Here is a 13,475-nt window from a genome sequence, read left to right as displayed (position 1 = left end):
TACCTATGGCTTTCCCGAGCTGTGGGGTTAAACAGACTATCTGAGTGTCACAATGGCGGGTTGTTTATTCCGCAATGCAGAACTAACGATGTCTCAACCTTCTGTTTCCAGAAAGCCGGCTTCCGGAATGGCCAGTCCTGTTCACGCCAAGGAAGATCGTCACTTTGTGACGGCACTGGCACGCGGACTGGATGTACTCAGTGCTTTTCGTTCGCGCGATCGAACACTGGGTAACCAGGAATTGGCACGCCGTTGTGGCTTGCCCAAGTCAACGATTTCGCGTTTGACCTACACGCTGACCAAGCACGGCTATCTGGAGCATGCACAGGACGCCAACGGTCACGCGGGTTATCGCCTGGGCAGTGCGGTGCTGGCGTTGGGAAGCGCGATGCTGGCGCGCATGGACATGCGGCAGCTTGCCAGGCCGCTGATGCAGGATCTCGCCGACAGTTCGCAGGCCATGGTCTCGCTGGGCATCCGCGACCGCCTGAGCATGATCTATGTGGAAAACTGCCGTAGCGAATCTGCGCTCACGCTCAGCCTGGACGTAGGTTCACGCATCCCGCTGGCCAGCACGGCGATGGGGCGTGCCTATTTGTGTGGCTGCTCGGACAACGAGCGTGAGGCCCTGCTTGAGCGCATTCGTGTCCAGGACGAGAAGGCCTGGCCTAAAACGCGTGAGACGCTGGAACTGGCGCTGACGCATTACCGCGATCACGGCTGCTGCGCGTCCTTCGGTGATTGGCAAAAAGACGTTAACGCCATTGCTGCTGCATTCCGGCCTGCGGGCGGGCGCTCCGTCATGGTGGTGAACTGCGGCGGTCCGGGTTTCAATCTTTCGCCGGAATTCCTGATGGCAGAGGTGCGGCCGCAACTCGTGGCGCTGGTCAGGCGGCTGCAAAACGCGTCCGGCGATGCCTGACAGGCAGCGCCGGTGCGGCCGGATCAGTAGGTCATTTTCCCGCTGCCGTCCTTGATGCCTTTCCTGCCTGCAATTTGCCAGGAGGTACGCTGATCGACCAGTCCGGCGAGAAACTCCAGTTCTTCGTCGGTATGGTTCAGCGCCCGGGCAGGCGACAACAGGCGGCCGTTGTTGCGGGCTTCGGGGTCGGCCCAGAACGCCTGGTGGTACTGGGCCTGGGACAGCTGCTTGTCATTGCCAGCGCTCAGGTCGACGGTGCCGTAGCAGTTGCAGAAGTAGTTGCGGTTGCCCTGGTCGGCAAAAATTTCGGAGTACACGCCCGTGCCTCGTATGCCGGCCGTCAGTGTTGGCATGATGATGGAGCGGTTCACCCCCTTGCCCCACACGCTGGCCACGGCGCCTGTCAGCAGACGCAACACGCTGACGGCATTCAGCGTGCTGCCGCGTTCAACGGACAGGCGCGAATTCTGGCGAACCTGGAACGACGAATTGCCGATGACAAACACGAGGTTGGAGCCGGGACCGGTCTGGATTTCATCCCCGGTCTGGATCGCCTGTTGCGGACTCAGGCGGCTGCCATTGATGGTGGCGTCCCCCGTCAATTGCACAATGTTGCTGCGCTGTTGGGCCATGGCGGCCGGTAACCCTCCCAAGGCCACCCAGGCAGCGGCTGCCTTGAGCGCATCGCGCCTTTGAAACCACAAAATTTCTTTTTCCTGGCGGCCTTGCAGCAGGTGCTGGGTCATAGCGTATCTCCGGGGGTGGGGTTGTTGTCGGGGTGATCGTTGTTGTTCGGGTTGTCGTCCGGGGAAGCGTCAAAACTGCCCTCGAAGGTGAAATATAGCGAGGTCGAGAACATGGCCGCCATCAGCAGCGCGGCGGGCATGACGATTGCGGCGGCAGCATCGGGGCTGGCCAGCAAACCAGCCAGCAGACTCACCAGCATGCCGATCAGCATCAGAACCACCATCCAGGCCAGGCCAAACACGACGTAAGCACCTGCATTCCTGAAACAGACCACAGCACTGAAAAACAGGCTTTTGACAGGTGAAACACCGTGCCAGTGCACCAGAGCGGGCGCATGCCAGAAGAGTACGGAAATCGGCAGATACAGAACCATGATCGCGAGCATGGCCCCTTGCATTCCGGGTGTCAGGGCGGCTTCGCGGCTGGCCGGTACCTCGAAAAACAGCGGTACCACGGAAACAATCAGCAGGCAGGCGGCCGCGTAAAGAAAACCCAGCACCAGCATGGCGCGCACGCGCTGCTTGCCGGTGCGGAAGGCGCTGATCAAGATGGTGGGCATCGGAAAGCGGCCCTTGGCAGCTTCCTGTGTGGCGGCCATCAGGCCCAGCGTCGCTGCCGGTACGATAGCCAGGGCCAAGACGACGCCGACGAACGGAATCAACGAAGCCAGCGTGGCCGCCGCCATGTACATGAAGAACAGGCCTGCCATTGCCAGCGGTTGCTTGAAGAAGGTTTGTATGCCGAGTTTGACCCATGTGATGCCAGTACGCGCGGGAACGATGTTTAGTTTCATTTCTTGGATTGCATGTTGAGTGGTTCAGATCGGTCCGGGTTCGACGGGCACGATTAAAAAGGCTGACTCGGTGAACAATTTAACGCCGATTGGGCTCTTTGCTCCCAAAAAGAACGGCATGCCGGCTCCGGCACGCCAGCCGGAAAGAACGGATCAGGGCCGCGGGCTGCAGAGATGGTTCACCCGCTGGCGCAGCACGCGTTCAAAATGCGTGGGGTCGTGCGCCTGCAAAAGCGCAGCTTCGCGCGGCAGGTGAAAGTCCCATAGCCGCGAGATCCAGAAGCGCAGGGCTGCGGCCCGTTCCATGGCCGGAAGCAGGCTGCGCTCCTGCCCGGTGAGCGGGCGCACGGCCTGGTAGGCGGCCATGAAAGCGGCCGAGCGCGAGACATCGCACGCACCCGTGTCCGGATCCACGCACCAGTCGTTGAGGCTGACGCCAATGTCAAACAGCAAGGTGTCCCAGCCGGCGAAGTAGAAGTCGAAGAACCCGGTCAGGTGCAAACGGCCGTCTTCGCTGTCGAACATGACGTTGTCGCGAAAGAGGTCGGCGTGGACAGGGCCGCGTGGCAAGGCGTGGAACGCAGACGAGGCAGCGACATGGTTTTGATAGGCCAGCTCGGACTGGATCAGGCTGGCCTGTTCGGGGTTCAGGTAGGGCAGAACCACCGGCACAGTTTCATTCCACCAGGGCAAACCACGCAGATTGGCCTGCTGGCGCGGGTAATCTTGCCCCGCCAGATGCATGCGCGCCAGCATGTCGCCCACGGCTGTGCAGTGGGCGGATGAGGGCGACAGCTCACTGCGGCCGCGCAAGCGGTCAACCACGGCGGCCGGTTTGCCTTTAAGTTTGTGCAGGATGTCGCCGGCCAGGCTGCCAGCGTCTGTCGTCACGGCAGCACGCGGCTCGGGCACCGGAATGCCGCGCTGTGCCAGGTGTTTCATCAGGTGCAGGTAAAACGGCAACTGCTCGAACCCCAGCCGTTCGAACAGGGTCAGGACGTAGCGACCCTGGTCGGTGTCAACAAAATAGTTGGTATTTTCGATGCCACCGGAGCAGGCATCAATGGTTTGCAGCTGCCCCAGACCGAGCGACTGCAAAAGAGGGGCGGCCTCGTCAAACGAGACTTCGGTGTAAACGGCCATGCTGAAACTGACCGGAACCTAGAACTTGAGCACGTTCCAGACACGTTTGCCGGTGGTGCCGGCGCCGGAGGTGGACGGGCCCGTGCCGCCGCCCTTGGTGCCGTCGGAGGGAAGAACCTCGTAGGCTGGCACGTTTGTCTTGGGCTGCACCGTGATGCTTTGCGTCTCGCCGCCGACACGTATCTCATCGATACGCGAGCCCGCATCTTCGGTGCGAATGCGCTGGATGGCTGGTTCGGGCCTGCGGCTGGTCGGGTTGGTTCCGGGCTCCAGGGCAGGCGCGGGCGCCGCTGCCGGCGCCACCGTCTGGGCCAGCGCCGGGGCGCATGACAAAGCAGCCGTTGCCGCGAGCAGAAGGGAGCAGAGAGGGTGTTGCATGCCTGCATTGTAGGGGGCTGGCGTGTCGCTGGATACAGGCGGCAAAACGGTGACAATCTAGGGTCTGCTCACACTATTTATGCAAGATGCGTTGCGAGTCAAAAAGGTCATGCGCGAGGCGCAAAATGCAGCCGGGCGGCGCTGCGAAGCGTCCGTGCGCGAAGCTGTACAGCGCAGCAGCGCCAATGCTGCCCTTCGCCGGGTCACTTCGCGGCCCGACGGCTACGGGCAGCGCCCGGCCAGGCTTTGCAACGCTGCGCATGGCCTTTTTGGCCGCAACCCGAAGGGAATATGGTTAAAACAGCACCACTCGTTGTTGCACTCCTAGCTCAGCCGCCCAGGCTGAGCGTCGTCGCGCGCCTAGATTGGCGCTGTTTTAACCATATTCGCACTTGCATAAATAGTGTGAGCAGACCCTAGCCATGAGCACCGATAAAAAAACACTTCTGCTGGTGGACGGATCCAGTTACCTGTACCGCGCATTTCATGCCATGCCGGACCTGCGGGCCAACCCTGGTGACCCTCAAAGCCCCGCAACGGGGGCCATCCGCGGCATGGTCAACATGATGCAGAAGTTGCGCAAGGACGTCCGGGCCGACTACGCGGCCTGTGTGTTCGATGCCAAGGGCCCGACCTTTCGCGATGCGCTTTACCCGGAATACAAGGCCCAGCGCTCGCCCATGCCCGACGACCTGCGCAGCCAGGTCGAACCCATTCATGAAGTGGTGCGCCTGCTCGGCTGGAAGGTACTGGACGTGCCTGGCGTGGAAGCCGACGACGTGATCGGCACGCTGGCCTGCATGGCGTCTAAGCAGGGCATTGAAGTCATCATCTCCAGCGGCGACAAAGACCTGAGCCAACTCGTGGACGAACACATCACCGTCATCGACACCATGAACGACCGCCGGCGCGACCTGGCCGGTGTCGAGTCCGAGTTCGGCGTGCCGCCGCGCCTGATGGTGGACTATCAGACCCTGGTCGGCGATGCGGTGGACAACGTGCCCGGTGTGCCCAAGGTGGGGCCCAAGACGGCAGTGAAATGGTTGCTCGAATACGGCTCGCTCGACGCGCTGGTGGCCCATGCCGGCGAGATCAAGGGCGTGGTCGGCGACAACCTGCGCCAGTCCCTGGACTGGCTGCCCAAAGGACGCGAGCTGCTGACCATCAAGAAAGACTGCGAACTGCAGGATTACATTGAGGGCCTGCCTGCTATGGAATCAATAGCTGCTGGCGCCCAGCAGACGGAGGCTTTGAAGGCTTTTTATGATAAATATGGCTTCAAGGGCCTGGTCCGCAGCATAGACGCCCAGAATGCCCCGGCCGAGCTGCCGGCAGGACCGGAAACCCACCGCCAGGGCCGCGCCGCGCCTGCGGCCTCGCCCGACGAGCCGGGGCTGTTTGACGAACCGGCCTTTCTGGCCACGCCGCTGGCCGAGCGGGCCACCAACCTGCGTTACGACACCGTGCTGGACTGGGCGATGTTCGACGCCTGGCTCGCGAAAATCGAAGCCGCCGAGCTGGTGGCGCTGGACACCGAAACCACTTCGCTGGACGAAATGCTGGCCCAGATCGTCGGCCTGAGCTTCAGCGTCACGCCGGGCGAGGCGGCCTACATCCCGCTGACGCACGATTACCCTGACGCGCCTGAACAGTTACCGCGCGATGAGGTGCTGGCACGGCTCAAGCCCTGGCTGGAAAACCCGAGCAAAGCCAAACTCGGCCAACACGTCAAGTACGACCGGCATGTGTTTGCCAACCACGGCATTGAAGTGCAGGGTTATACGCACGACACCATGCTGCAGAGTTATGTGCTCGAAGTGACCAAGCCGCACGGCCTGGCCAGCCTGGCCGTGCGCCATGTCGGACGCAGTGGCATCAACTACGAAGACCTGTGCGGCAAAGGCGCGCACCAGATCAAGTTCAACCAGGTGGACATCGCCAAGGCCGCCGAATACTCGTGTGAAGACTCGGACCAGACGCTGGACGTGCACCGTGTGCTCTGGCCGCGGCTGCAGGCCAACGACAAGCTGCGTTTTATCTATGAGCTGGAGATCAAAAGCAGCGAAACCCTGTACCGCATCGAGCGCAATGGTGTGTTGATCGACGCGCCCATGCTGGCCGTGCAAAGCCACGAACTGGGCCAGCGCATCCTGCAACTCGAGGCCGAGGCCTATGAGATCGCTGGCCAGCCTTTCAACCTGGGCAGCCCCAAGCAACTGGGTGAAATTTTCTTTGACAAGCTGGGCATGCCCGTCATCAAGAAAACGCCGAGCGGCGCGCGCAGCACCGACGAGGAGGTGCTGGAAAAACTCGCCGAGGACTACCCGCTGCCAGCCAAGCTGCTAGAGCATCGCTCGCTCAGCAAGCTCAAGGGTACCTACACCGACAAGCTGGCCCAGCTCGCGCTGCCGCGCACGGGCCGGGTTCACACGCATTACGCACAAGCCGTCGCGGTGACGGGCCGACTGTCCAGCAACGATCCCAACCTGCAGAACATCCCGGTGCGTACGCCTGAAGGTCGGCGCGTGCGCGAAGCTTTTGTGGCGCCTGCAGGCAGCGTGATCGCCAGTGCCGACTATTCCCAGATCGAGCTGCGCATCATGGCGCACCTCAGCGGCGACGAGGCCTTGTTGCGCGCTTTCACCGATGGCTTGGACGTGCACCGCGCAACCGCTGCCGAGGTGTTTGGCGTGGCACTCGATCAGGTCAGCAGCGAGCAGCGCCGCTACGCCAAGGTCATCAACTTCGGCCTGATCTACGGCATGAGCAGTTTTGGCTTGGCGCGCAACCTCGGGATTGAGACCAAGGCCGCTGCGGCCTACATCGACAAATATTTCCAACGGTATCCGGGCGTGAAGAACTACATGGAGCAGACCGTGGCGTTTGCACAGAAGAACCATTTTGTCGAAACCGTATTTGGCCGACAGCTGTATCTGGCGGAAATCACCGGCGGCAACGGCCCGCGCAAGAAGGCCGCCGAAAGGCAAGCCATCAACGCGCCCATGCAAGGCACCGCGGCCGACCTGATCAAGCTCAGCATGGTCAAGGTGCAGGATGTGCTGGATGCGGAAAAGCGTGCCACCAAAATGATCATGCAGGTGCACGACGAGCTGGTGTTTGAAGTGCCCGAGGCCGAAGTCGAATGGGTGCGCACCGAAATCCCGCGTCTGATGGCCGGTGTGGCCGAGCTCAAGGTACCGCTGCTGGCCGAGATCGGGATCGGCGCCAACTGGGAAAAGGCACACTGAGCGCTTTGGCATGGGCCGGTTGAACGGCCCTTATGCCGTACGCCGCCGCGGCTGCAACGCCACGGCAGCCTCTGCCTGACCGAGAACCCGTACACCGGTCCATTCAGGCGCAACCTCATCGAGCCGGCTCGCCAGCACGGGCAGGTGGTTCGCCGGCACGGCCGGGTAGAGGTGATGCTCCACGTGATAAAGCAGGTTGACGGTCAGTCGGTTGACCCAGGGGTGCCGCTCGGTGCGGGCGAACACATCCTTTGCATCACAGCCATGGTGTACGCTCCACACCGCAAAAAAGCCCACCAGCGCATTCGAGCCGATCATGGCGACCACGTGGTAGCGCAGCCAGGCTTGATCGCTCACCATAGCAGCCAGCCACACCGCTGCGATCAGCGCGAGCTCCAGACAGACCCACAGTCTGGTACGCCGGCTGCCTGTACGCAGCGCCTGCCCATGAGTACGTATGCTGAACAGCAGGCCCAGCGCCAAGGCACGCCATGCAGGTTGCCGTGCCCAGCCGCCTTCTTCGTCGCCGTTGCCCAAGGGGTTGCGATGATGCACAAGATGTGTGTGGCGTATGGCGTGGGTGGCACACAGCATGGTGAGTGTCAGCATCAGCAGGACGGCGTCCAGCCATTTGCGGGGCACGCCGATGCTGGCGTGATAGCTGTCATGCGCTTGCCTCAGGGCTGTCAGGAAAAACACGGCAGAGCAGGGCATGGCCACCAGGTAAAGGTCTTGTTGTGCGGCCCACAGTGAGGCCGCAAGCCAGGGGGCCGACAAGCCGAGGTTCAGTGCAATCTCGCGGCGGCGCAGGGGCACCAGGTCTTCCCAGTGCACATGCGGGGGCCGGGGTTTCGCGCTTTTGGTTTCAATGCTGCTTTGACTTGTGCGAGACAACATGGCACGGCCTTTCGGGCTGGTTCATGTGAAGCGGTACAGATGTTTTCAGGCCGACTCAGGCGTGGCCGGTGCATCGCCGCGGACAGCTTCGATGGCGCGGGCTGTGGCATCTACCCGTTGCGCTGCAATCCACTGCCGCACCTGCGTCCAGACATTGCGCGAGATGATGGCCACGGTGAGAAACACACCCGCAAGCACCAGCCAGAGCGAGCGCCGCACGGTGTCGACGACGTCGTGCCTGTTGCTGAACTCGCCGAAGGTCAGCATCAGAAGCAGCGTGCCGGACACGGCGAGCAGGTAGGCGCAGCGTATCCAGAACTCGGCACCGCCATCAGCATCGCACAGCATGCGCAGCACCTTGTACAGGATGGGGCGCAGGTAGGTGATGGCAATGATCGGTCCGACCAGCGCAATCAGCAGCGAAACAAAGAAGAGGTTGGCATTCATGAGGATGTCCTTTCTTGATTAAAGTGAGCAGGTTCCGGAATTGCAGCGTGCACCGGCCGCGCGTTCAGCCGCGCGCCGTGCCGCACCTTCAAAAAGCAGGCCGACAAGCCGGCGGGGAATGCGGTGCCGGTTGCGGGCCAGCACGGGGTAGGCCCATTCAGCAAGCGGACGCAGCACGGGCAGCCGCATGGCGGAACTGATCCCTTTCAGTCCCACGGCTTCATAGGCCAGCCGGAACACCTCGACCCCCTTGATCACACGGCCGTCGGCGGTGCGTGCATGGATCAGGTCCAGCAGGTCCTGCATCGTTGTGCCGGCCGGAACGTCGTTGAACTCCGGTGCCGACACATCGGCAAAACGCAGACGGCCTTCGGTGTTGCGGAGCATGAGATTGGTCATTTCCGCATTGCACAGGGGACAGGCCGATTCGTAGTACAGCGTCAGCGGATAGGTGGCATGGGCGAGCCCGGCCTTGAAGCGGTCGTAGCGGGTATTGCCCAAGTTGGTGAAGTCATTCGCGGTAGTCATTTTTTCTCCTTTAGAAATTTCAGTACAAACAGAAATTAATTTCCAAAAAAAGGATCTCCGGATTAAAAAGTGGGCGGCAGCAGCTCCGAAGGATCCGCAGGTCCGGCATCGCCACCGCGGACAAACTTTTGCACGCTGGCACCCATGCGCAAAACCTTTTCCAGCGTGGCGGGGGATAGGCGCAGCATTTCGTCGGCCCACAGGCCCAGGGACTCCATGAGCCTCAGGGTTTCACGCACGCGGTCCTGGGCATCGGCGGCTTCTGCCCCAAAGCCTTCTTCCTTCACCAACTCACGCAGCATGCGCACGGTGGGATCGAACTCGCGTTCCTTGCGCTCGCGCACCACGGTGCGGAACAGCTCCCAGACATCGAGCGAGGTTTCGTAATAATCGCGCCGGTCGCCCAGCAACTGGGTTGTGCGTATGAGGTTCCAGTTCAGTAGTTCCTTGAGGCTGGTGCTCACATTGGAGCGGGCCACCGTCAGGGTGTCGGCAATTTCCTCGGCATGCAGCGGGCGGCCGTGGAAAAACAGCAGGGCATGGATTTGCGACACCGTGCGGTTGACGCCCCACGCTGTGCCCATTTCTCCCCAGTGGACGACGAATTTGCGGGCGACAGTGCTGAGTTCCATGGCTTCGAATATATACCGTCTGAAATTTCTGTCAAGACAGAAAATAATCGTTCGTCAATGGTTTTAGCGGCCAGTATCGTGGGCCTGTTGGCTGGAAGATACCGTTGTATTCCCCGTGCGGGCAAGAACTTCTGCACCTGCTTAGACTCCGAGGGTTGATTTAACCACCCCAGAGGAAACCACCATGCTCAATAGCAATCAGAAAAACGAGTTTGATTCCCTTTTGCCCGGCCAAAGCACGGAAAGCGGCGCCACCCGCCGCACGGCACTGAAGACTGCGCTCGGCGTTGGTTATGCCGCGACAGCCCTGCCCATCATGGCGCAGACGGCCATCAAGACGTCGGCTGACGGCCTGAAAGCCGGTGAAACCACCTTTGAAGTCAACGGTTTCAAGGTGCCCGCCTATTACGCGGCGCCAGCAGGCAAGACCAACCTACCGGTGATCCTGGTGATCCAGGAAATTTTTGGGGTGCATGAGTACATTGCAGACACCGCGCGCCGCTTTGCCAAGGCCGGCTACCTGGCCATTGCCCCCGAGCTGTATGCCCGCCAGGGCGACCCGACAAAGTACGGTGAAATCGCCAAGCTGATGGCCGAGGTCGTCGCCAAGGTGCCGGATGCGCAGGTCATGGCCGACCTCGACGGTGCCGTGAAATGGGCCGGCGCCAACGGCGGCAATACGGCGAAGGTCGGCATCACCGGCTTTTGCTGGGGTGGCCGCGTCACCTGGCTCTATGCCGCACACAACCCCAACGTCAAGGCCGGTGTTGCCTGGTATGGCCGGCTGGTTGGTGCCAGCACCGACCTCACACCGAAACACCCGATCGACCTTGCACCCATTCTGAACGGCCCGGTGCTGGGCCTGTACGGTGGGCAGGACAGCGGCATCCCCCTTGACACGGTGGATAAGATGAAGCTCGCCCTTGCCGGCGGCAGCACAGCGGCAAAGGCTTCGCAATTTGTGGTGTACCCTGATGCCCCGCACGCATTCCATGCCGACTACCGCCCCAGCTTCCGCAAGGAGGCGGCAGAGGACGGCTGGAAACGCGCTCTGGCGTGGTTCAAGGCCAACGGCGTGGTTTAAAAACACCCCCGTCCAGGCTCACTGCGTGTAGCCCGTTCCCCCCTCAAGGGGGCGGCGCCTGCGGACTGGCTAAGCCAGATCCGCGGCCCCTGCTGGTTATGCCCACCGAACTCTTCAGCAAGCCAGGGCCGCGGTCCGGCTTAGCCGGCCCGCAGGCGCAGCGGCCCCCGAGGGGCTGGAGCCTGCGGCTCCAAAGCTGCTTGAGCAGCTTTGGACAGGCGACAGAAGCGAAGCCTCTGGCGAGCGGCGGCCTGCAAGGCCTCGGGAGCTACACGAAGTGAGCAACCGTGGGGGCCATCCCGGGGTTGACACAGTTGATAAGATCAAAGCAACCCCGGCCGCAGGCATTGGATGCCTCGCCCGGGGTTTTGTCGTCTGTGGTGTAACCTCCACGGATATTTTTGAATGATTTTGGGCTCCAGCCCTTTGAGAGCGAGCGCAAGTAGCTATGACATTGATAGCAATTTTGGCCGGCACCCTGGCTGCCGGCATTGGCAGCGTTTGGCTCGCGGCCGTGCTCAGCTTTGGTGTTCTTGCGCGTTACACCACGCACATGTTGAGCCTGGCTGCAGGCGCGTTGCTGGCGACAGCCTTCATGCACCTGCTGCCTGAGGCGTTTGAGAGCCAGGCCGGCGCCCACGAGCTTTTTGCCACCTTGCTGGTGGGCTTGGTGTTTTTTTTCCTGCTCGACAAGGCCGAGCTCTACCACCATGGCCACGAGCATCATGACCCGCACGAGGCTGGTCCGGATCACCTGCTCGCGTCCGTGCGCACCGAAAACTCGGTCACCGCAGAGCGCGTCGAAACCACTCCGTCTCCGCTGGGCCACCACCACCACCATGGCAGCCACAACCACGATGCCCAATCCGGCAGCTGGGCTGTGTTGACCGGCGACAGCGTGCATGCTTTTGGCGACGGCATCCTGATCGCTTCTGCTTTTGTGGCCGACATGCGTCTGGGTGTCATCACCGCGCTGGCTGTGCTGGCGCACGAAATTCCCCACCACATGGGCGATTTGGTGGTTTTGCGCCAAACCTCCAGCAACCAGCGCATCGCCCTGGTCAAGGTTTCACTGGCGGGCGCAGTGACAGCGATAGGCGGGCTGGTCGGCTACGCCCTGGTGGACATGCTGCACGACTGGCTGCCGTATTTCCTGGTGGTGGCCTCCAGCAGCTTTGTCTACGTGGCCCTGGCCGATTTGATTCCGCAACTGCAAAAGCGCTTGAGTGCCGCAGAAACGTTTGCGCAGATCGCCTGGCTGGCGGTGGGGATTGCGCTGGTGACGGTGGTCAGCGGGCTGGCACATTAGCACCGTTGGCGGCCAGCAGCAACGCCGCCGCATGACGGTCAAGGACCGCCTGCACCTCTACCGTTGTAAGGGGTGCCGCCGCCGGGTGCGGCATTGCGCCTCAGAGCCCAGCCTGTGCCAGGTCAGCCTGTGTTGGCAGGCCTTCGGTGTCGCCCAGCACCTGTACTGCACGCGCGCCAATCCAGGCTCCGCGCTTGACGGCTGCCTGAATGTCCAGGCCGCTCAGCAGGGCGCTGATCACGCCCACCGCAAATCCATCGCCTGCGCCCACGGTGTCTACCACTTTCTTGACTGGGAAACCGGTCACATAGCCGCTGGCGCCCTCGCCGCTGAAGTAAGCGCCTTCGCTGCCGAGCTTGACGACGACCAGCTTGACGCCGAGGTCCAGGTAAAAGCGGGCAACACCTTCGGCGGTGCTTTCGCCCGTCAGGAAGTGGCCTTCTTCCAGGCCCGGCAGCACCCAGTCGGCACGCGCCGCGAGGTCGTTGATGGCTTCTCGCATGTGTTCAGGTGTGGCCCACAGAGTAGGTCGCAGGTTGGGGTCAAACGACACGCTGCGTCCGGCATCGCGCATCAAATCCATGCTCTGGCGCGCCAGAGGCAGCGTGGTGGCAGAGATGGCCGGGAAAACGCCTGTGGCGTGCAGGTGGCGTGCCGAAAGCAGCCAGGCGGTATCCATGTCGCTGGCGCTCATGTGGCTGGCGGCCGAGCCTTTGCGGTGGTATTCCACAGGCGGGTCGCTGCCGTCAAGCACGCTGCCCTTGAGCATGAAGCCCGTCGAATGTTCGGGAGACAGCGCCACATGGGAACAGTCGATGCCTTCGCCCGTCATGGCCTTGATCAGGTAACGCCCCATCATGTCCGTGCCCAGGCGGCTGGCCCAGCCCACTTTCAGGCCCAGGCGTGACAGGCCGATGGCCACGTTGGTTTCAGCGCCTGCCGTGCGTTTGTAAAAAGAAGAGGCGTCTTCAAGGGGGCCCGGGCGGTCGGCCACCAGCAGCATCATGGCTTCGCCAAAAGTGACGACGTCCAGCGGGTTTGTCATGGGAAGTTCTCGGCAGTGCAGGGTGCAGAAATCCTAGCATTCTGAGGCTGCTATTGTTTTTATAGCTACTTACGCCCACGATACAAGGGCAAACAGAGGTTTTTGCTTGTAGACGAGCGCCGCGAGCGGTCCTGAGCCGTCCCGGCGTGCTGCATCAGGCGCCCCCACTGCCGGTGATGCAGCCCGAACACACCGGCGTTGCCAGAAAACATAGGCGGGTGATATTTCTTCCGGTATCCGAAGATGTTGGTCCGGTTGATCTGGAGCAACTGGAACCGCTGAGTACCAAGGCAGACTTATGC

The 13,475-nt window shown here is 61.9% G+C and carries 13 protein-coding genes; 4 read left to right on the top strand and 9 right to left on the bottom strand.

All coding sequences use genetic code 11. The features are described from left to right. Positions 1-127: 127 nt before the first annotated feature. Positions 128-922 (top strand): IclR family transcriptional regulator, encoded by a 795-nt coding sequence (locus tag B0B52_RS19350; RefSeq protein WP_077595311.1) that lies wholly within the window; start codon positions 128-130, stop codon positions 920-922. 23 nt (positions 923-945) lie between these two features. On the opposite strand, the gene B0B52_RS19345 is transcribed toward B0B52_RS19350, so the two are convergent. The 4 genes from B0B52_RS19345 to B0B52_RS19330 form a co-directional block, all read right to left on the bottom strand. Continuing rightward, positions 946-1,668, bottom strand: coding sequence for an iron dicitrate transport regulator FecR (locus B0B52_RS19345; protein WP_077595310.1), 723 nt, complete (start codon positions 1,666-1,668; stop codon positions 946-948). Continuing rightward, a complete protein-coding gene (locus B0B52_RS19340; protein WP_077595309.1) occupies positions 1,665-2,462 on the bottom strand; it encodes a BPSS1780 family membrane protein in 798 nt (265 codons plus the stop codon). Before B0B52_RS19340 ends, B0B52_RS19345 begins: the two co-directional genes overlap by 4 nt. Positions 2,463-2,615: 153 nt before the next feature. Beyond that, a complete protein-coding gene (locus B0B52_RS19335; RefSeq protein WP_077595308.1) occupies positions 2,616-3,605 on the bottom strand; it encodes a homoserine kinase in 990 nt (329 codons plus the stop codon). Positions 3,606-3,623: 18 nt separating this feature from the next. Further along, entirely contained in the window at positions 3,624-3,983 is a 360-nt protein-coding gene (locus B0B52_RS19330; RefSeq protein ID WP_139352023.1) for a hypothetical protein, read from the bottom strand. Between the two features lie 422 nt (positions 3,984-4,405). On the opposite strand from B0B52_RS19330, the gene polA reads away from it, so the two are divergent. Further along, the gene (polA, locus tag B0B52_RS19320; protein WP_077595306.1) at positions 4,406-7,231 is read left to right on the top strand and encodes a DNA polymerase I; all 2,826 of its coding nucleotides are present in this window, start codon (positions 4,406-4,408) and stop codon (positions 7,229-7,231) included. Between the two features lie 30 nt (positions 7,232-7,261). On the opposite strand, the gene B0B52_RS19315 is transcribed toward polA, so the two are convergent. The 4 genes from B0B52_RS19315 to B0B52_RS19300 form a co-directional block, all read right to left on the bottom strand. Beyond that, positions 7,262-8,128 carry a fatty acid desaturase gene (locus tag B0B52_RS19315; RefSeq protein ID WP_077595305.1) on the bottom strand — a complete coding sequence of 289 codons (867 nt, stop codon included), beginning with the start codon at positions 8,126-8,128 and terminating at the stop codon, positions 7,262-7,264. 45 nt (positions 8,129-8,173) lie between these two features. After that, entirely contained in the window at positions 8,174-8,575 is a 402-nt protein-coding gene (locus tag B0B52_RS19310; protein WP_077595304.1) for a hypothetical protein, read from the bottom strand. An 18-nt stretch (positions 8,576-8,593) separates the two neighbouring features. Next, on the bottom strand, positions 8,594-9,103 hold the full coding sequence (locus B0B52_RS19305; protein ID WP_077595303.1) for a thiol-disulfide oxidoreductase DCC family protein: 510 nt from the start codon (positions 9,101-9,103) through the stop codon (positions 8,594-8,596). A 62-nt stretch (positions 9,104-9,165) separates the two neighbouring features. Beyond that, positions 9,166-9,735 carry a GbsR/MarR family transcriptional regulator gene (locus B0B52_RS19300; protein WP_077595302.1) on the bottom strand — a complete coding sequence of 190 codons (570 nt, stop codon included), beginning with the start codon at positions 9,733-9,735 and terminating at the stop codon, positions 9,166-9,168. 184 nt (positions 9,736-9,919) lie between these two features. On the opposite strand from B0B52_RS19300, the gene B0B52_RS19295 reads away from it, so the two are divergent. Continuing rightward, positions 9,920-10,819 (top strand): dienelactone hydrolase family protein, encoded by a 900-nt coding sequence (locus tag B0B52_RS19295; RefSeq protein WP_077595301.1) that lies wholly within the window; start codon positions 9,920-9,922, stop codon positions 10,817-10,819. Positions 10,820-11,267: 448 nt separating this feature from the next. Beyond that, the gene (locus B0B52_RS19290) at positions 11,268-12,128 is read left to right on the top strand and encodes a ZIP family metal transporter (protein WP_077595300.1); all 861 of its coding nucleotides are present in this window, start codon (positions 11,268-11,270) and stop codon (positions 12,126-12,128) included. 100 nt (positions 12,129-12,228) lie between these two features. Here B0B52_RS19290 and B0B52_RS19285 read toward each other — a convergent pair whose 3' ends face one another. After that, positions 12,229-13,173, bottom strand: a complete 945-nt coding sequence (locus tag B0B52_RS19285) for a sugar kinase (RefSeq protein WP_077595299.1) — start codon at positions 13,171-13,173, stop codon at positions 12,229-12,231. Between the last annotated feature and the right edge of the window lie 302 nt (positions 13,174-13,475).

Origin of the sequence: Polaromonas sp. A23, from assembly GCF_002001015.1 — a bacterium.
Taxonomy (GTDB): Bacteria; Pseudomonadota; Gammaproteobacteria; order Burkholderiales; family Burkholderiaceae_C; genus Polaromonas.
This window is presented reverse-complemented; position numbering and strand designations above follow the sequence as displayed.